17 protein-coding genes are annotated in these 18943 nt (G+C 57.3%); 8 read left to right on the top strand and 9 right to left on the bottom strand.

Annotated features, from left to right (window positions below):
• Nucleotides 1-5: 5 nt before the first annotated feature.
• Complete coding sequence (pgl, locus tag G6R15_RS05845) at nt 6-677, bottom strand: 6-phosphogluconolactonase (RefSeq protein WP_164658852.1); 672 nt, start codon at nt 675-677, stop codon at nt 6-8.
• Nucleotides 674-2140: a glucose-6-phosphate dehydrogenase gene (gene zwf, locus G6R15_RS05840; protein ID WP_164658851.1), complete on the bottom strand. Its 1467-nt coding sequence runs from the start codon at nt 2138-2140 to the stop codon at nt 674-676. The genes pgl and zwf overlap by 4 nt, the downstream gene beginning before the upstream one ends.
• 156 nt (nt 2141-2296) lie before the next feature.
• On the opposite strand from zwf, the gene G6R15_RS05835 reads away from it, so the two are divergent.
• Together G6R15_RS05835 and G6R15_RS05830 are read left to right on the top strand one after the other, a co-directional pair.
• Entirely contained in the window at nt 2297-3250 is a 954-nt protein-coding gene (locus tag G6R15_RS05835) for a radical SAM protein (protein ID WP_164658850.1), read from the top strand.
• Nucleotides 3251-3375: 125 nt separating this feature from the next.
• Nucleotides 3376-4404 carry a Hint domain-containing protein gene (locus G6R15_RS05830; RefSeq protein WP_164658849.1) on the top strand — a complete coding sequence of 343 codons (1029 nt, stop codon included), beginning with the start codon at nt 3376-3378 and terminating at the stop codon, nt 4402-4404.
• A 10-nt stretch (nt 4405-4414) separates the two neighbouring features.
• Here G6R15_RS05830 and G6R15_RS05825 read toward each other — a convergent pair whose 3' ends face one another.
• Nucleotides 4415-4684: an usg protein gene (locus G6R15_RS05825; protein ID WP_164658848.1), complete on the bottom strand. Its 270-nt coding sequence runs from the start codon at nt 4682-4684 to the stop codon at nt 4415-4417.
• A 192-nt stretch (nt 4685-4876) separates the two neighbouring features.
• Here G6R15_RS05825 and gyrA point away from each other — a divergent pair, with 192 nt between their 5' ends.
• Entirely contained in the window at nt 4877-7606 is a 2730-nt protein-coding gene (gyrA, locus tag G6R15_RS05820) for a DNA gyrase subunit A (RefSeq protein WP_164658847.1), read from the top strand.
• A 262-nt stretch (nt 7607-7868) separates the two neighbouring features.
• On the opposite strand, the gene G6R15_RS05815 is transcribed toward gyrA, so the two are convergent.
• The 4 genes from G6R15_RS05815 to G6R15_RS05800 form a co-directional block, all read right to left on the bottom strand.
• A complete protein-coding gene (locus G6R15_RS05815) occupies nt 7869-8498 on the bottom strand; it encodes a GNAT family N-acetyltransferase (protein WP_164658846.1) in 630 nt (209 codons plus the stop codon).
• 649 nt (nt 8499-9147) lie between these two features.
• On the bottom strand, nt 9148-10617 hold the full coding sequence (locus G6R15_RS05810) for a carboxypeptidase M32 (protein WP_164658845.1): 1470 nt from the start codon (nt 10615-10617) through the stop codon (nt 9148-9150).
• On the bottom strand, nt 10614-11768 hold the full coding sequence (gene ctaA, locus G6R15_RS05805) for a heme A synthase (protein ID WP_164658844.1): 1155 nt from the start codon (nt 11766-11768) through the stop codon (nt 10614-10616). Before ctaA ends, G6R15_RS05810 begins: the two co-directional genes overlap by 4 nt.
• Nucleotides 11769-11828: 60 nt before the next feature.
• A complete protein-coding gene (locus G6R15_RS05800; RefSeq protein ID WP_164658843.1) occupies nt 11829-12575 on the bottom strand; it encodes an RNA methyltransferase in 747 nt (248 codons plus the stop codon).
• 154 nt (nt 12576-12729) lie between these two features.
• Here G6R15_RS05800 and G6R15_RS05795 point away from each other — a divergent pair, with 154 nt between their 5' ends.
• Nucleotides 12730-13350 carry a thiamine phosphate synthase gene (locus G6R15_RS05795; RefSeq protein ID WP_164658842.1) on the top strand — a complete coding sequence of 207 codons (621 nt, stop codon included), beginning with the start codon at nt 12730-12732 and terminating at the stop codon, nt 13348-13350.
• Here G6R15_RS05795 and G6R15_RS05790 read toward each other — a convergent pair.
• Nucleotides 13347-14507, bottom strand: a complete 1161-nt coding sequence (locus tag G6R15_RS05790; protein ID WP_240336668.1) for a HupE/UreJ family protein — start codon at nt 14505-14507, stop codon at nt 13347-13349. The genes G6R15_RS05795 and G6R15_RS05790 overlap by 4 nt on opposite strands.
• Here G6R15_RS05790 and G6R15_RS05785 point away from each other — a divergent pair.
• The 4 genes from G6R15_RS05785 (at nt 14482) to G6R15_RS05770 (ending at nt 17915) form a co-directional block, all read left to right on the top strand.
• Entirely contained in the window at nt 14482-15285 is an 804-nt protein-coding gene (locus G6R15_RS05785; RefSeq protein ID WP_164658841.1) for a DUF4198 domain-containing protein, read from the top strand. The two genes, G6R15_RS05790 and G6R15_RS05785, sit on opposite strands and share 26 nt — an antisense overlap.
• A gap of 45 nt (nt 15286-15330) precedes the next feature.
• Entirely contained in the window at nt 15331-16224 is an 894-nt protein-coding gene (locus tag G6R15_RS05780) for a PfkB family carbohydrate kinase (RefSeq protein ID WP_164658840.1), read from the top strand.
• The gene (locus tag G6R15_RS05775) at nt 16221-17135 is read left to right on the top strand and encodes a pseudouridine-5'-phosphate glycosidase (RefSeq protein WP_164658839.1); all 915 of its coding nucleotides are present in this window, start codon (nt 16221-16223) and stop codon (nt 17133-17135) included. The genes G6R15_RS05780 and G6R15_RS05775 overlap by 4 nt, the downstream gene beginning before the upstream one ends.
• 90 nt (nt 17136-17225) lie before the next feature.
• The gene (locus G6R15_RS05770; protein ID WP_164658838.1) at nt 17226-17915 is read left to right on the top strand and encodes a DUF502 domain-containing protein; all 690 of its coding nucleotides are present in this window, start codon (nt 17226-17228) and stop codon (nt 17913-17915) included.
• Between the two features lies 1 nt (nt 17916).
• On the opposite strand, the gene G6R15_RS05765 is transcribed toward G6R15_RS05770, so the two are convergent.
• Complete coding sequence (locus tag G6R15_RS05765) at nt 17917-18942, bottom strand: patatin-like phospholipase family protein (protein WP_164658837.1); 1026 nt, start codon at nt 18940-18942, stop codon at nt 17917-17919.
• Between the last annotated feature and the right edge of the window lies 1 nt (nt 18943).

The following is an 18943-nucleotide window of genomic DNA, read 5'->3' as shown; positions in this document are numbered from 1 at the left end:
GGTACCTATTCTGCCCAATAGACATTGGTGTTGTTCACAACGGCCGAGATCGGTGCCTCTTCGGGGGGCAAAGTCATGGCGCGTTCCAACGCTTCGCGTTTTTCCGCCCCAAAAATCACCAGATGTTTGGACAGGGCTCCATCCAAGGCCTGTCCAGTCAAAGAAACACGGGCTTCGGGTTGCGTTTCGGGACGGGCCACGGTCAGCACAGGGGCGTTGGATGACAGCGCGGCCTCCAGCCCCTTCATCCCCGGGAAAAGCGAAGCGGTGTGCATGTCGCCACCCATGCCCAACAACAGCACCGACAGTGGCAAGTGCGGGGCAAGCATCGCTTCGGTTTCAGCCAGGTTTTGATCCGACGTCGAGCCACCACCAAACAAAGGCAAGAACACGGCGGATGACGCGCGATTGGTAAGCAACCGTTCTTTGATCAGTTTGGCGTTCGAGCGTTCATCGGTTTCGTCCACACAACGTTCATCGGTCGGAAATACATGCACCCGGTACCATTCCAGATTGGCGGCGCAAAGGGCGTCAAAAACCGAGCCCGGCGTGGTTCCTCCTGGCACCGCGAAAGACACGGTTTCGTGATGCAATAGCGCGGTTTCCAAAGCGCCCGCCAGAACATTGGCCACATCGATGGCCAGCATGTCACGATCTGCGTATTCCACCAGTCTCATGGGTTGATCCCTTGCCAGTGGCGACCATCGCGTTTGATCAACAACTCGGCGTCGCCAGGTCCCGTGCTGCCGCTTTCATAAGGTTTGGGCACATCCCCGCGTGCCTGCCATCCGGCGATCACCGGATCGGTCCAGGCCCAGGCCGCTTCGACCTCATCACCACGCATGAAAAGCGTTTGATTTCCCCGTACAACGTCCATGATCAGTCGTTCATAGGCATCGGGTGGGTCTTGCCCCTCAGGGCCCAAGGCCTCGGCAAAGGACATGTCCAGCGGTACATCCACCAGACGCATGCCACCCTGCCCCGGCTCCTTGATGGTCACCTTGAGCGTAATACCCTCGTTCGGCTGTAGGCGGATCGACAAAACGTTGGCATGGCGCCCGGCCTCTTCGCCAAAAATCGAATGCGGCGCGTCCTTGAACATAACGTTTATGACGGACGAGCGTGCCTTGAGCCGCTTGCCTGTGCGCAGATAGAACGGAGTACCTGCCCACCGCCAGTTGCTGATCTTGGTCCGCAGCGCAATATAGCTTTCGGTAGTGCTGCGCGGATTGTCGACTGCCTCGCGATAGCTCGGGTGTTCCTCGGCTTCGCCGTCACGCGCCAGATACTGCCCACGCACGATATGATGTGGTTCAACCGGATCAAGCGCGCGGATCACCTTGAGCTTTTCATCGCGTACTGCGTCAGGATCGAATTTGGCAGGCGGTTCCATCGCGATCAGACACAAGAGCTGCATCAGATGGTTCTGCATCATGTCCCGCATCGCACCGGCGCGGTCATAGTATTCGCCCCTGCCACCAACACCAACGCTTTCGGCGACGGTGATTTGAATATGATCGACGTATTGGCTGTTCCAGAGGGGTTCAAACAACATGTTACCGAACCGGACCGCCATCAGGTTCTGCACCGTTTCTTTTCCCAGATAATGGTCAATACGATAGATTTGACTTTCGCGAAAATGATCGGCCAGCGTCGCGTTCAACGCTTTTGCGCTACCCAGATCGTGACCAAAAGGCTTTTCGACCACGATCCGTGTCTGGTTATTGACCAAACCATGCGCCTTGGTGCGCTGCGCCAGCGGGCCAAACAAACGTGGCCCGACCGAAAAGTAGTACGCACGCACACGGTCGCCTGTGATCTTGGCAGCCAGGTCCTGCCACCCCTCGTCCCCCAAGGCGTCAACGGCGACGTAATCCAGGCAGGACAAGAACCCGTCTAGAGTTCCGTCTTCGCAGTGGCGCGGTGTCGAAAACTTTTTGATCGCGTCCGCAACAAATGCGCGATAGGCATTTGCATCCTGCGTCCGGCGTGCAGCCCCTATGATGCGCGCGTCCTGCGGAATTTGTCCTGCGCAATATCTGCGAAACAAGGCCGGCAAGATCTTGCGCCGAGCAAGATCGCCTGTTCCGCCAAAAATGATCAGGTCGAAAGGGTCGACCGGGATGACACGTGAGACCATGATCCGTCTTTATGCCCCTCGGCCCGAAAAGTCCAATGTTAGCGCAAACAATTCTTCATTCCCAATGCTTCACAAGTCTGTCAGGCGGTCACAGGCGACTTTAACTTCTTTCCCGAAATAGGCTAGATCAAACCTCGGGCAGCAAGGTGAAAGTTTATGAAAGACCTCGGATCGCAGATTGCCAATGTCGGCAAGTTCGAAGACAGTTTTGTAACAGCCAAGGGCGAAACCCGCGCTTCGGTCGCGCTGAGCCACCCCGAGATGCTGTGGTTCAACACAGGTACCCTGTGCAACATCGAATGCATCAATTGTTACATTGAAAGCAGCCCGATAAATGACGCTTTGGTCTATATCACCGCCGACGAAGTATGCGACTATCTGAACCAGATTGAAGAGCGTGATTGGCCGGTCCGAGAAATCGGATTCACCGGTGGTGAACCATTCATGAACCCGCAGATGATCGAGATGACACGCGCTGCACTTGAACGCGGGTTTAATGTGCTGATTTTGACCAACGCCATGCGCCCGATGATGCGCAAATCAATGCGCGAGGGGTTGTTGTCATTGCATACGGATTATGCCGACAAGCTCACTCTGCGGATCTCTGTTGATCATTATCAATCTGAACTGCATGACGAAGAACGCGGCACTGGCAGTTTTGCTAAAACGCTTGAGGGGATGCAGTGGCTGCGCGACAATAAGTTCAAGATGGCCATCGCTGGCCGCACGCTATGGCAACATGACGAGGCACAAAGTCGCGCAGGCTATGCCAGGTTCTTTGCCCAACATGGCTTTGACATCGACGCCCAAAACCCCGGTCAGACCGTACTGTTTCCGGAAATGGACGAAACAGTCGAAGTACCGGAAATCACCACTGCCTGCTGGGGCATTTTAGGCAAAAACCCCGATGGCGTGATGTGCGCCAGTTCGCGCATGGTTGTAAAACGCAGGGGGGCCGAAAGCCCTGCGGTTGTGGCGTGTACGCTGCTCCCCTACGAGCCCGAGTTCGAATTGGGTCATACTTTGAAAGAAGCCGAGGCTGATGTACAGTTGAACCACCCGCACTGCGCCAAGTTTTGCGTTCTTGGTGGCGCAAGCTGTTCCGCATAATCGAGGGTCCGCTTTCAGGCCACAATCTACTTCACCAGGACAAACAAGCGCCAAGTTTCCCCCCAAATTGCGTACCATTTCTGCGCTACAAGTCCTAATACTCTAACAAGTAATGGTAGTTCGACATGGTACAAAAAACAATTCTGGCAGCCAGCAGCGGCGCCCTGACAGTCGCGGTCAGCTCTCCATTTCTCGCTCCCGGAAGCTCTATTATCAACAATTCGAGCTCACCAAACGGCACAATCTATGATTTCAACGGTGGTTTCAGCGAAATCATCACGGTTGATGACACCAACAATCCCGACGTCTTTGATGATGACGATCCGCTCAACCATATTATCGTCGACGGGGGATCACTGGTTGCTGATGGGACGCCGGTAGAATCCGAGTCCCTGATCGTGCTGCGCGAGCTTGATGACAACGGTAATCCGATCGGTGATGAGATCACGATCAATGTCTATTCCCAGAACGGGCAAACCTCGAACATCTGGGGGTTCTCTGCCACTGATTTTCTTGTTCCCGGTCGCCAATACGTAAAAGTCAGCGGATCCAACAACGGCGACTCCAGTTATACAGATCTGGTCCCTTGTTTCGTCGCTGGAACCATGATCAAGGCAGGGCACAAACAGGTGCCTGTCGAAACCATACAGCGCGGTGATCGCATCTGGACCCAATCTCGTAGGCGCAGAATGGTCGCCTGGGTGGGCTGTACCGAGGTCGACGGTCGTGGCAAATTTGCTCCGGTTCGGTTCGAAACTGGTGTGGTGGGCAATTCAGCGCCACTGCTCGTGTCGCCAAACCACCGGATGCTGCATTTCTCAACGCAATCCCATCTGCTGTTCGACGACCAACCTGTACTGATCCCCGCCCACTTCTATGTCGGTCTGCCCGGGGTCACCCGCGCGCCACAAGACAGCATAAAGTACTATCATTTCATGTTTCAAGGACATGAAATCGTCGAGGCGAACGGTTCCCTTAGCGAGAGCTTCTATCCTGGTGCACAGGCATTGACCGCCTTGGAAAAGGCTTGTCGCCAAGAAATCTTTGAACTGTTCCCACAGCTCAAAGCCCTGCCGACAGAACCCTTTCCCCTTATTGCGCCCGTGCTGCGTGGCTACGAGGCAAGGGCGGCCCTTGGACAACAAGCGATCTGAGGAACTGGAATCAGTTCAAACGAAATTCCCCCACAACATTGCGCCACTCACCAGGAGATATCATCTTGCGGTGAGTGAACCGCACTGAATGTAAAGGGCCATCAATCTCGCGCTGCCAGAATTCAACGAATTCGAAAAGCTTCGGGTGATCCGGGGCAAGGTCGTATTCTTGCCAGACGAATGTGTTCAGGACGTGTATGTAATCGGGCATGTGATAGAAGAATTCCGCTGTCGTCAGCCCATACCCTTTGAGCATCAATTCCGTTTCGCTCTGCTCCATTCTTGACCTCCATTTCTGGTTTGGTCCCTTCACCCTAGCACAGGAATAGTTAATCGCGTCCAAAAACAATGTGTTATCATTCTGTGAAGGATTTCTGACAAGGAAAGAGGCAGCTTGCTTGCACCCCATATGCCCCTTCTGATAAGATGCATCCACAAGATATAGACCCTGGACAAAGATCGGGCAGCATACGTGAGCGATACGCCAGAAACTCCTGAAAACATGGACGAAACACCGCCAGAACGCCCCGTTTACGACGGGCCGACGGTATCCATCGAATCCGAGATGAAGACATCTTATCTCGACTATGCGATGTCAGTGATCGTCTCGCGTGCCATTCCCGACCTTCGAGACGGGTTAAAACCGGTTCACCGGCGCATCCTTTATGCCATGCATGAGACTGGAAATACCCACGATAAATCCTATCGCAAGTCGGCCCGTCCGGTTGGCGACGTCATGGGTAAGTATCACCCGCACGGCGACAGCGCGATCTACGACGCTCTTGTCCGGATGGCGCAGGACTTTTCGATGTCGCTGCCGCTGCTGGACGGTCAGGGCAACTTTGGCTCGATGGATGGCGATAACCCGGCGGCCATGCGTTACACCGAAGTGCGCATGGACAAGCCCGCAGCGTCGCTGCTGGCCGATATTGAAAAAGACACGGTCGATTTTCAGGATAACTACGACGGCAAGGATAAAGAACCAACCGTTTTACCAGCCCGTTTCCCAAACATGCTGGTCAATGGCGCTGGTGGTATTGCCGTCGGCATGGCGACGAACATCCCCCCCCATAACCTTGGCGAAGTCATAGACGCCACATTGGCATTGATTGACGAACCCGACCTTACCAGCGAGCAGTTGATCGATTACGTTCCCGGGCCGGACTTTCCGACCGGGGCGATTATGTTGGGTCGAACTGGCGCGCGAAAAGCCTATCTTGAGGGACGAGGCAGCGTGATCATCCGCGCCAAAACCCGAGTCGAAGAGATACGCCGCGATCGTTATGCCATCATCGTGGACGAGATTCCCTATCAGGTGAACAAAGCTTCGATGATCGAAAAGATCGCCGAAGCCGTGCGCGAGAAACGCATCGAAGGCGTGGCCCACGTTCAGGACGAATCCGATCGCAACGGCGTTCGAGTTGTTGTTGAACTTAAGCGCGACGCAACGCCCGAGGTGGTGCTGAACCAGCTTTACCGTTTCTCGCCCATGCAGACCTATTTCGGCTGCAACATGCTGGCGCTGAACGGGGGTCGCCCCGAGCAGTTGACCCTGCGCCGGTTTCTGACCAGCTTCATCGACTTCCGCGAGGATGTCGTGGCCCGCCGGACTGCGTATCTTCTGCGCAAGGCCCGCGAACGCAGCCACATCTTGTGTGGACTGGCCGTCGCCGTCACCAACATCGATGAAATCGTTGCGACCATCCGCCAATCGGCCGACGCTGCCGAGGCGCGCGAAAAGCTGATGACCCGGCGTTGGCCGGCGCAGCCGATCCTGGAATACATCGCGCTGATCGACGATCCGACCCACACGGCAAACGAGGACGGAACCTATAACCTGTCCGAAACCCAGGCCCGTGCTATTCTGGAACTGCGTCTGCAGCGTCTGACCCAGATCGGGGTCAAGGAAGTCACCGACGAGTTGGAAGAGCTGGCAGGCAAGATCAAGGAATACCTTGAAATCTTGTCGTCGCGCGAGCGGATCATGGGCATCATCGGGGACGAGTTGCGCGAAGTGCGCGATCAGTTCGCGGTCCCCCGCCGGACCGAGATTGTCGACTGGTCGGGCGACATGGACGACGAGGACCTGATCGAGCGTGAAGATATGGTCGTGACTGTCACATCCGGTGGTTACATCAAACGGACCCCGCTGGCCGATTTCCGCGCGCAAAAACGCGGCGGCAAGGGCGTGTCTGGCATGCAGACCAAGGAAGAGGATGTGATCACCACCCTCTTTGTGGCAAACACGCATACACAGCTGCTGTTCTTCACCACTGACGGGATGGTCTACAAACTCAAGACCTGGCGCCTGCCCCAATCGGGTCGCACCGGCAAGGGCAAGGCAATTGTCAACATCCTGCCGATCCCGACCGGGGTGTCCATCGCCGCAATCATGCCGGTCGATGTGCCCGAGAATGAGTGGGAAAACCTGCAAATTGTCTTTGCCACAAGCGCAGGCGACGTGCGCCGCAACGCGCTGAGTGACTTCACCAACGTGAAACGCAACGGCAAGATCGCGATGGACTTGCCCGAAGGTATTGAGTTGGTAAATGCACGCATCTGCTCGGAAGATGATGACGTGATGCTGGTCACCAACTCGGGTCGCGCGATCCGCTTCCAGACGACAGATGTGCGTGTGTTCAAGGGACGGAAATCCACCGGTGTTCGCGGGATCAGATTGAACGGTGACGACTGTGTGGTGTCGATGTCGGTCATTCGCCATTCCAAGTATTCGCCGGAACAACGAACAGCCTATCTGCGGATGCGCCGCGCAATGGCTGGTTTGACGGATGAAATGGATGCATCGGATGATGATGCCGTGGCAGATCCCAATTTCTCGACCGAGCTCTATGCCGAGATGTCAGCGGCTGAAAACTTGATCCTGACCATCACCGAATCCGGGTCGGGTAAGCTGAGCTCCAGCCACGACTATCCTGTACGCGGGCGCGGTGGCATGGGTGTCGCGGCAATGGACAAGGCGATGCGTGGCGGTGAACTCATCGCCTCCTTCCCGGTCGAGGTCGACGATCAGATCATGTTGGCAACGTCCAAAGGACAATCAATCCGAGTTCCAGTTGATGGCATCTCGTTCCGCTCACGCAGCGCGGGTGGCGTCAAGGTTTTCAACACCGGCAAGGGTGAAAGCGTTGTCAGCGTAGCCTGGATTGCGGATCAAGGTGACGAGGAAGAGCCCGAGAGCTAATCGTTCCGCGTATGCAAATTGGCCCGCGTCTGTTTACTACAGGGGCGGGCTTTTTCGTTGGCTCGCATGTTTTTGGTTGCGCGCAAATCGAGAGTAACAGGATGGGACATCGCCAAAGTGTCCCGGGGGCGTTCCCGCCCGTCGTCGATGTTTCTAACGAAACACCTCTTCCCGTTGGGCCGAGCGCCGCGCTGCGCGCGGCGCGTTACCGCAGAAAGCCTGTGTTCGGATACCGGAGCGCGTCCCCTGACCTTGAGAGACGTCAGATTTTGATAAATCCACGCAATTGCCCAATTGCGGCACGAGCTTTTTCATGTTTTCGCGCTCGTATGAACCTTTTTGTCGCCTCAATCGCCATCGGCACCATGGCGGGGTCCAATTGCTCGGAAATTGATCGGCTGCGCCGCCTCAAAACCAGATAGCTCACAGCGCGATCTTGGGCGCCCAGTCGATACTTGTAGTCGTGATTGCCGTGTCCCAGATCGATCCAATTCAACTTCATCTGGGCCGCGCGACTTACCACTTCGGCATTCAACACAATGCCGATGTCCATCCCAGCATCATCATCGCGCCCTTCTACTATACTGTGCAGAACCGCCTGCTCCTGATCGATCAGGTTTGCCGTCCCCCCCAAAAAACGATCTCCAGCCCAAAGCGTGATAAGTTGGAGTCCTCCCATCTGCATGGCACGGGAGAGGTGTTCATGATACCGCGCCCTAAATCTGTCGCGGTTTTCAATGGTCTTCTTGCCGTCCCAGAATTTTGCCCAATGTTCCAGAATCAAGGTCTGATGTGCGGCCTGCTCTGCCCGCGTAGATTGAAACACCCTCGCTCCCATGCGTTCGACTTGACGTTCCGCGCGGCGGAGTTTTTTGCGCATCTTCTGGCTCAACATCGCAAGATATTCATCCCGCGTGTTTGGAACAGGTATCCTTGGGCACAAGAGATCGTTGACAACCCCTTTGGACGACCGGCTTTCGGGCCAGCTGGCAGTCACCTCATTCTGGTCAAACCCCGCAGTAAAAGTCTGACTTCTGCGCCCCGTGATCTCATACCTCAAAGACAGGCGCGCCCAAGGTTCGGATTGCAAGGCCCGTGCAAAGGCGCTGATCACCGTTTCATCAGAGCAGATAAAACCGGTGTAATCCGAGAGGTTGAGCCGTCCCATGGCGGCGTAGCGTGTTACGAAAGATTGTCGGGTGTCGCTCCAATGCAAATCCATCCGAAGGGGGAGAAACACGAGCGAGTCTTCTATCTTATTGGTTGGTGAAAAGGCATAGATCCGACAGCGCCCCGGATAATCCTGAAACAAACTCCGCAGCCAAGCCCAACTCAAATGCACGCCGGCATCCGGGTCGCACGCATGAACGCGTTCGAAGATCAACCGAACGCGATCAAATGCCTTTCCTGTGTCGAGTCGGAACAGCGTGCTGGTTCCAAATTCGATTGGCGCGTTGCCCATGTTTACCTGCGACTGTTCCGATAATAGTCCAGCGCAGACAAACACGGAAATGGGGCACGATTGAGACCCGTTTTCGACGTTACAATCCGTATATTTCGCCGAATTTCCGTTCGACATAACCCAACAATGCATCCGGTCCCGGCGTCTTGCCGCTTGCTTGCTCGATCACGTCGCGCGGTGCAAAAAGGCTGCCATGATGCTGTAGGTTTTTGCGCAGCCAACCGGTGGCACCCGAGGTATCGCCTTGGGCAAGTTGATCATCAAGGTTCGGCACAGCCTCACGCAGCGCCTCGTAAAGGCAGCCGGCATAGACATTGCCCAAAGAATAGGTCGGGAAATAGCCCATATAACCGACCGACCAATGCACATCCTGCAACACGCCGTTCGAGGGTTTATCGACGGCATAACCGAAATCGGCTTTGAAACGATCATTCCATGCGGATTCGATCTCTGCGACCTGCAGATCGCCGCTCATTATTGCGCGCTCCAGATCGAACCGTAGCATGATGTGCAGGTTGTACTGCACCTCGTCCGCCTCGGTCCGAATGCACCCGTTTTGCACGCGGTTCACGGCCGCATAGAATTCATCCGCCGTATCCAGACCAAAATCACCAAATGCGTTTTTCATCTGCTCGAACAACCAACCGGTAAAGGCACGGCTGCGGCCCAACTGGTTTTCGTAGATCCGGCTTTGGCTTTCGTGCACACCCATCGACACGCCACGCCCCAAAGGGGTCAGTTCAAATGACGGATCTATCCCCTGCTCATAGGCAGCGTGGCCGACTTCGTGAATTGTGGAATAAAAACAGTTGAACGGGTCGGTCAGGCTGGTTCTCGTGGTAATACGAACATCTGAGCCGCTGCCTGAGCTAAAAGGGTGAACCGCCTTGTCCACACGCCCCTTGCTCATGTCATATCCAAAGGTTTTTGCCAAATGCCGCGACAGCTTCATCTGTGCGTTTTCGTCGAACTCTCCCTCAACGCCTTTGAGCTTAGGACGCTCTAGAACTGCAGCACGTAATGCCACTAGGCGCGGACGCATCGCGTCGAAGATCGCGGCAATATCATCGCTTGTGGTATGGGGTTCGTAGTCTTCAACCAAGGCATCGTAGACGTCGCCACCATTGGCCAAAGCTTCGCCTTCTTCGCGCTTCAGCGCCACCACTTCTTCGAGTACGGGAAGAAAGGTGGCCACATCTTCGTCGGCGCGGGCCTGAGCCCATTTTCCCTGTGCCACGGACGTCACCTGTGCCAGTTTCTTGGCCAGATCGGCTGGCACCTTTTGGGCGCGCTCATAAGCACGGCGGATTTCGCGCAACTGCGCTGATCCGACCGCGTCCGGGGCCTGGGCTGCCTCTAGCCACTCGCCAACGCGCGGATCGGATTTGCGCGCATGCAGCACCGATTCAATCGCGGCCATTTCCAGCCCACGCTGGCCTGCGGCACCGCGCGGCATCATAGTTTCCTGATCCCAACCCAGACGCCCCGCAATCTGTCCCAGAGCAGAAGTGTCGCGTTGAAAGGCCATTAGATTATCAAAGGCGGTCATGCAGGGTTTCCTCGAACAGACGTTGCGACGGGGTAAGCGCTCAGGAAGCGGGCGCGCAGGATCAGCGCCCACAGGATCACAGCCAGCAGCTGGTGTACAATCGCGATTTGCCAGGGTGCGGCGTAGACGACGGTCGTGATGCCCAGAACGACTTGCAGCGACAGGGCAGCAAAAACCGCGCTAAAGGCAAAGCGCGTCTGGGGATGTGCGCTCTGACGGCCACGCAGCCAGACAACGACACCAAAGACAAACAGCAGATAGCCCGCGCAGCGGTGAATGAACTGCACCAGACCAGGGCTTTCAAACAGGTTGCGCCACCACGGGTCGAGCACAGACATGTCCGGTGGCAAAAGCTGCCCACCGATCAGCGGCCAGTCGGTGAAGGATCGGCCCGCATCGATGCCAGCCACAAATGCGCCGATAACGATCTGTAGGAACGCGAAATGCATCAGTCCCGTGGACAGAGAGAACAGTTTGGCTTCTTTCGCACGCCGCGCCTGCATCAAGTCACGCTCGTCCCGGCCCAACATATACACATACCATGCAATGAAACCCAGGATCACAAAGGCCAACCCCAGATGCGTTGCCAAGCGATAGCTTGCAACCGAAGTCACCCCCTCGCCCTGCGTCACGCCGGATGCCACCATCCACCAGCCGATGGCGCCCTGAGCACCCCCCAGAGCCCCCAGTAGAAACAACCGCCCGGTCCAACCGGTGGGGATCTTGCGCGCAGCCATGAAGCCAAAAAATCCAAGCGCCCAAACCACACCGATCAGGCGGCCCAGTTGGCGATGGCCCCATTCCCACCAGTAGATCTCTTTGAAATCAGACAGTTCCATCCACTGGTTTTGAATGCGCCACTGGTCGATCTGCTTGTATTTGTCGAATTCGGACTGCCATTCAGCTTCGGACATCGGCGGGATAGAACCGGTCACCGGCCGCCATTCGGTGATCGACAAGCCACTGTCGGTCAACCGCGTAAGCCCGCCCACAACGATCATCGCCACGACCAGCCCAAAGAGCACCATCAACCATGCCCTGATCGCATTGCGCGCACCACCGCGACCCCTGTCGATCATGCCCGGCTGCACTGTTTGTTCGTCACGGGCCTGATCCGAGACCTCTTCAAAGATATTGCGCTTTTGGCTCATCGCGTCCTCGGATGTTGTCTTGGATGGAAAGCTATGTCGGTGGTCGGGCGGCGTCCAGCTTTAGCCGCGTTCTTTCCAACGAACCATTTGCCGCATGATGCCGTGCAACATCTGCACATCCGCGCGCGTCAACCGCATCCGGCTCCACAGATTGCGCAAATTCAGCTTCATGCTTTCGGCCTTGGCAGGCGGATAAAAGAACCCGGCCTCGCCGAGGCGTTCCTCGTAGTGATCGACGAGTTTCTCAATCTCGACACCAGTCGCCCAGTCCCCCTTGTTGCCAGGTACTTCAGATTCATGGGTCACATCACTTACCTGCCGCATCCATTCATAAGCGGTCAGCAGCACGCATTGGCCCAGGTTGAGCGAGGCATATTCCGGGTTCACAGGAACAGAGATGATGGCGTTGGCCTTGGCGATGTCTTCGTTTTCCAGACCTGCGCGTTCGGGACCAAAGAGAACGGCCACCTGTTCGCCAGCAACAACTTTTTCGGCGGCCATCTTCATCGCACGTTCAGGACTGTAAACAGGCTTAGTCAGATCCCGCGAGCGCGCTGTGGTCGCAAACACAAAAGTGCGGTCCGACAGGGCGCCTTCCAGATTGTCAAAAATCTGCGCCTCGTCCAGCAATCGACCGGCCCCGCTCGACATGGCAACCGCCTTGGGGTTGGGCCAGCCGTCACGCGGTCCGACAATACGCATCCGGTCCAGACCAAAGTTCCACATCGCGCGCGCTGCGGCCCCGATGTTTTCCCCCATCTGGGGCCGTACCAGCACGAATGAGGGTTGCGCGGTCTCGCTTGGCATCGTCACGTCTCCTGAAAAACCTTGCCTGCTCTACTGCTGCTGTGACCGCAGGGCAAGAGAAGGCAGTGTTTTCGCACCGACGACAAGCCAATAAAGTTTCCTTCCCCCGCGCAATCCGCTAAACCGCGCCAAACACGGATAAGGACCGACGCCCATGGACACGCCCGAGCTGCCGCAGATCTATCTTTCCACGCCATCCAGCCTGGATCTTGATGTCTACCCCGACACGCTTGCCCGTGTTTTAGACGGGGTCGAGATCGCCTGCCTGCGCCTGTCTCTTGCCAGCACGGACGAGGATCACGTGGCACGCGCCGCAGACGCGGTGCGCGAAGTGGCTCATGCCCGCGACATCGCCATCGTCATTTCGGACCATGTTCTGATGGCGCAGCGACTTGGCTTGGATGGGGTCCATCTGACCGACGCGGCCAAATCGGTCCGTGCCGCCCGCAAGGAATTGGGCGCGGACGCTATCGTAGGCAGCTTTTGCGGCACCTCGCGCCATGACGGATTGAACGCGGGTGAAGCTGGCGTGGATTACGTCAGCTTTGGCCCCATGGGCAGCACCACGCTAGGTGACGGATCTGTCGCCGAAACAGACCTGTTTCAGTGGTGGTCCGACGTGGTCGAAGTCCCGATCGTGGCCGAAGGCGGCTTGACGCCTGAGTTGATCCACACCTTGACGCCGTGCACCGACTTCTTTGGGATTGGTGAGGAGATCTGGACTGCCGAGGACCCGTTGGCGGCCCTCAACGGTTTGATCGCCGCGATGGGTTAAACCACCCGTTCCACAAACCAATACGCCCCGATCAAAGCAATGACGATCGAGGCCGGGATCGCAATCCGGCCTCGGTACCAATATTTGTTGCGAAACCACAGGCCCACGGTCAGGAAGGCGGCGGCAATCACAGCCAGTTGCCCCAGTTCGACGCCTATGTTGAAGCCCAGAAGCGCCGCAAAAAACTGATCCTGCGGCAGACCGAACTTGCCCAACACGCTGGCAAACCCCAACCCGTGCAAAAGGCCGAAGCCGAACACGACCATGGGCCGCCAGCGGTGCAATCTTCGGGTAAACACGTTTTCCACCGCTACAAAGACGATTGAAAGGGCAATAAGTGGCTCGACAATGGCGGGGCTAAGGGTGATCACGTCCAGCGTCCCAAGCGCCAACGTGACCGTATGAGCCAGCGTAAAGGCCGTGACCTGCCACAGCAAAGGCCGCAACCGCGCGCTGAGGAAAAAGAGACCCAGCACAAACAGGATGTGATCGGTGCCACGTGGCAGGATGTGGTCAAACCCAACCGGAACATAGGCGGCGAGCGCCTCCCAGGCGCTGCGCGAGGCGCCGCCGTCCAAGGCAATAGGTGGGCTGGTTTCACCGCCTTGCAAATAGCCGGTATAGGGCTGCTCGACGCCTTGCTGCCGTAAGACCAGAGCGCCTGCCCCCTCGGGCCAAGTGATGCGTACGCTTTGGGATCTTTCGGGCAACGCCCCGATCAACAAGAGTTCCGACGCACGCGGCAATTCGGCGTTGCCCACCACGGGGATACGGATACCCTCATAGGCCCAAATGATTGGCCCGTTCGCCTCGGCCCGGATCGTTTCGGCCCAACCAGTCGCAAAATCGCCCACCCGACGCTCTAACGACACCGAATCCATCTTACGAAGGTCATCGTATTGATCCGACAAATCAGAGGCATCCGTGTCTGCCATTCCATCCAGATCAATCCCAGCCACAAAGGCTTCGACATTCAGACGCAGCTCTAGACGCAGCTGCCCCTCCTGAACGCTCAGATCGCCGATGGTCGGAGTAACTTCATGGGCCGTGGCCGTGAAGGCCCACAGCCATAGGGTTGACAGCGCCGTCAGGAACCGCAGCTTGTGGACCACCCCAATACAGGTTTCACGCATGTTGCCCCGTCTGCTTTTGTTCATTGCCCTTTGCCTGCCGCTACCAAGGCTGGCCCTTGGGCACGAGTTTTGGATCGAACCGAAAAAATATCAAGTTGAAACTGGCGAGCTCGTGGTTGCCAATCTTTTGATCGGTCAAGGGTTTGAGGGCAGTCCGCAGATGTACTTTGACACTCGAATTGAACAATTTGAGTTGCGCCAGAACAGTCAGGTGGAGCAATACACGGGCCGGATGGGTGACATCCCGGCGCTAGAGACAACAGTCCAAGAACCCGGGCTGTTGACCATAGTTCATCAGACCCAAGCCTCGACCCTGAAGTATCATGAGTGGGCCAAATTTCAGGCTTTCGTTGAAGAAAAGAGTCTTGGAGACGTTCTGAGCCAACATCGCGCGCGCGGTCTGCCCGAGGACGGGTTTTATGAACGCTACACGCGTTGCGCCAAGGCGCTGATCGCAGTGGGGGTTGGCCAAGGCTCTGACCAAATAACCGGAATGGAGATCGAGTTCATTGCGGGCGCAAACCCTTACACAGATGACCTTTCTGACGGGTTTCTGGTCCAATTGCTCCATCAAGATCAACCTCTTGCAAGGACACAAGTAACGATCTTCGAACGTGCGCCGACGGGAACCGTCAACATGCAAATCTTGCAAACCGATGGCCGGGGTGAGGTGCTGATCCAAACCCAACCCAGTCGTACCTATCTGTTGGATTCCGTGGTTTTGCGTCCGCTGGAAAACGGCGGCGAAGCAGTCTGGGACACCTATTGGGCGTCGCTTACTTTCTTTGTTCCGAGGCGCTGACGTCGAACTCTTGCGCTGCCTTGCCCGCTGCTGCATGTACAGCAAATGACAGAGCGTAAAGACATCCTATGTATCGGATCCGTCCTGTGGGACATTATCGGTCGATCCGCCAGCCACATGCGCCAGGGATCGGACGTTCCCGGCCGCATCACCCGCCTCCCCGGCGGTGTGGCCATGAACATCGCCATGACACTCGCCCGGTTTGGAATGGCCCCGACATTGCTCACGGCAATCGGTCGCGATGCCGAGGGAGACGAGCTGGTGCGCTCGTGCCTGCAGATGGGCATGCGCACTGATCTGATTTATCGGTCCGAAGACCTGCCAACCGACCGCTACATGGCGGTCGAGGGCGCCAACGGGCTGATCGCTGCCATTGCGGACGCCCATTCGCTTGAGGCCGCGGGAGCCAAAATCCTTGGCCCGTTGCACGACGGGTCGCTTGGCAGTCAGGGTGCGCCATTTGACGGGTTCGTCGCGCTCGACGGCAACTTAACCGTTTCTCTGCTCGAAGAGATTGCCCGCAGCCCCGCCTTTTCTGCCGCAGACCTGCGCGTCGCCCCTGCCTCGCCCGGCAAGGCCGAACGGTTGTTGCCCTTTGTCAACTCGGCCCGCGCCACGCTTTATGTGAACCTCGAAGAGGCCGGGCTGCTCTGTCAGACGCAATTCGATACCTCCGCCGATGCGGCGCGCGGCCTACTGGCGCGTGGCGCCTTACGCGTTCTGGTCACCGATGGCGGTAACGCCGCGACCGAAGCAGACGCCGCAGACCTGATCAGCCAAACCCCGCCCGAAGTTCTGGTCACCCGCGTGACCGGTGCGGGAGATACCTTCATGGCCGCCCATATTGCGGCCGAGGCCAGCGGTGCATCCCGCGCCGACGCCCTTGCCCGCGCGCTGCAGGCCGCGGCAACTTATGTTTCAGGAGACACCCCACTGTGATCGACCTTGTTCTGTCATCCGAAGTCCGCGCCGCAAAAGACGCAGGCCGCGCCATCGTTGCGCTGGAAAGCACCATCATCACGCACGGCATGCCTTATCCACAAAACGTCGAAGTTGCGGCGAAGGTGGAACAAGACATCCGTGACGCAGGGGCCACGCCTGCGACCATCGCTGTGATCAACGGCAAGCTGCATGTGGGCCTGGAGCCCGATCAGCTGCAATCGCTGGGTCAGGCCAAAGGGGTCGCCAAGCTGTCGCGCGCAGATATGGCCGCCTGCATCGCCACGGGCGGCACCGGGGCTACGACTGTTGCTGCTACGATGATCGCCGCGCATTACGCCGGAATTGAGATCTTTGCGACGGGCGGCATTGGCGGTGTCCACAAAGGGGCCGAAACGACTTTCGACATCTCAGCTGACCTGCACGAACTGGCCCAAACCCGCGTGACCGTCGTGGCGGCAGGCGCTAAGGCAATTTTGGACGTGCCAAAAACTCTTGAGGTTCTGGAAACCCTGGGCGTTCCGGTCATCGCTTACGGACAAGACGCCTTTCCCGCCTTTTGGTCGGCGCAATCCCAACTGGCCGCTCCCTTGCGTATGGATGACGCGGCCCAAATCGCTCGGGCCCACGCCGCCCGCAATGCTCTTGGTCTGCCCGGTGGGCAACTGGTGGCCAACCCGATACCAGAGGGCGATCAGATCCCAGCCGAGGAGCTGGCCCCGATCATCAAGGCCGCTCAGGCCGACGCCGACACCCACGGCATCTCCGGCAAGGGTGTCACCCCCTACTTGCTGCAACGGATCTTTGAACTGACCGAGGGCCGGTCGCTAACCGCCAACATCGCATTGGTGCGCAATAACGCTCGTTTGGCTGCACAAATCGCACAGGATTTGATCAACATTTCGCGCTGATCCCCGCGGTGATCCCAACAATGGCCTGCCGCCCATTGCCGGCGGGCTTAATCGTGCATAGGTTCAGCGGCGAAACGGACGGACGACTCAATGAACACGCCCTTTGACGAGGAACCTCCTCACCACCGCCGCCCTGGCCTGTTTGCCGGGCTGCGCGCCTCATTCCTGACCGGCATCGTCGTTATTGCCCCTATCGGGTTGACGCTGTGGCTGATCTGGACCGTCGTTGGCTGGTTCGACAGCTTCGTGCTGCCATTGGTGCCGGCGCAATTCCAGCCAGAGGAATACATCGGTATCAACCTGCGTGGTGTCGGCGTCATCTTCTTTCTGGTGTTCACCGTCATCGTCGGCTGGATCGCCAAAGGTATTTTGGGCCGTTCTCTGATCCATTTCGGCGAAGGTCTGGTCAATCGAATGCCGGTCGTGCGGTCGATCTATTCCGGCATCAAGCAGATCTCGGAAACGGTCTTTGCACAGACTGAGCGCAGCTTTGAAAAAGCCTGCCTGATTCAATATCCGCGTCGGGGGATCTGGGCCATAGGCTTTGTTTCGACAGATGCAAAAGGCGAGGTCGCGGAACGCGCCGAAACAGGCGGCAATCTGGTTAGTGTCTTTGTCCCGACCACACCAAACCCGACATCCGGTTTTTTGCTATTCTTCCCCGAAGAAGACATCATCTATCTGGACATGAACATCGAAGATGCAGCGAAACTGGTGATTTCGGCAGGCCTGGTATACCCCAACGACAAAGACCCGCTGTCACCGCCTGACGAAGAGTGAACTAGCCGAACATGTCCGACAGGTCGACAGTGCTGCGCTGACCCAAGTCCGACTTGTGCGCCGACAAAAAACCATCAGCTGCTGCGCGCCCGGCTTCTTTGAGCTTGTTCAAAACCATCGGCGTCGGCACCATCTTGGTCGCCACCGACAATTCGGTCATCAGCTCATCATCGGCAATCATATGCACCAGAACACGGCTCATTGTGCCCTTTTGCAGCGTGCCATCCTCCAGCAATCGCTGGACAAAGTTGATCGCGCGCAGTTCGCGCAACAATGACGAGTTAAAGCTGATCTCATTCACCCGATTGTGGATCTGCTGCGGTGTCACTGGTAGTTCATCCCGTTCCAGCGGGTTGATGTTCACCACCACCACGTCATCAGGCAGCCCGGTATTGAACAGCGGAAACAACGCCGGGTTGCCAGTATAGCCGCCGTCCCAATAGGCCTCGCGCCGCCCGGTTTCAGGATCATCAATCTCCACCGCCTTGAACACCGTCGGCAAACAGGCCGACGCGAGGATGGCATTGCTGCTAATCTCTTCACCCTGAAAGATACGGATTTTACCGGTGCGCACCCGCGTGGCACAGATAAACAGTTCGGGCCCCTCATCTGCACAGATGTTGTCGAAATCAAAGGCATCGACCACAGACTTCAACGGGTTCACGTAAAACGGCCCATAGGCGTAAGGCGACACCATCCGCGACAACGTGTCGGCCATCGAAAACGGCAATGAATATTCCAGAGCTTGCGCCATCTGCGCAGGTTCGAACCCACGCATCCAGTTCGCCATGCGCATGTCGCCCACGGCCCCCATCTTGCCCCAAAGCCAGTTCAGCGTCTGGCGCGCACCGTCGCGCCCACCCTTGACCATGCCAGATTTAAACGCCGCCCCATTGAGCGCACCAGCCGAGGTGCCGGTGATCGCCGCGACCTCGACATCTGACTCATCCAACAGACGATCCAACACGCCCCAGGTAAAAGCCCCATGAGCGCCGCCGCCCTGCAAAGCCAAATTGATCCGCTTCATG

It is taken from the genome of Tropicibacter sp. Alg240-R139 (assembly GCF_900537075.1).
Lineage (GTDB): Bacteria > Pseudomonadota > Alphaproteobacteria > Rhodobacterales > Rhodobacteraceae > Falsiruegeria.
This window is presented reverse-complemented; position numbering and strand designations above follow the sequence as displayed.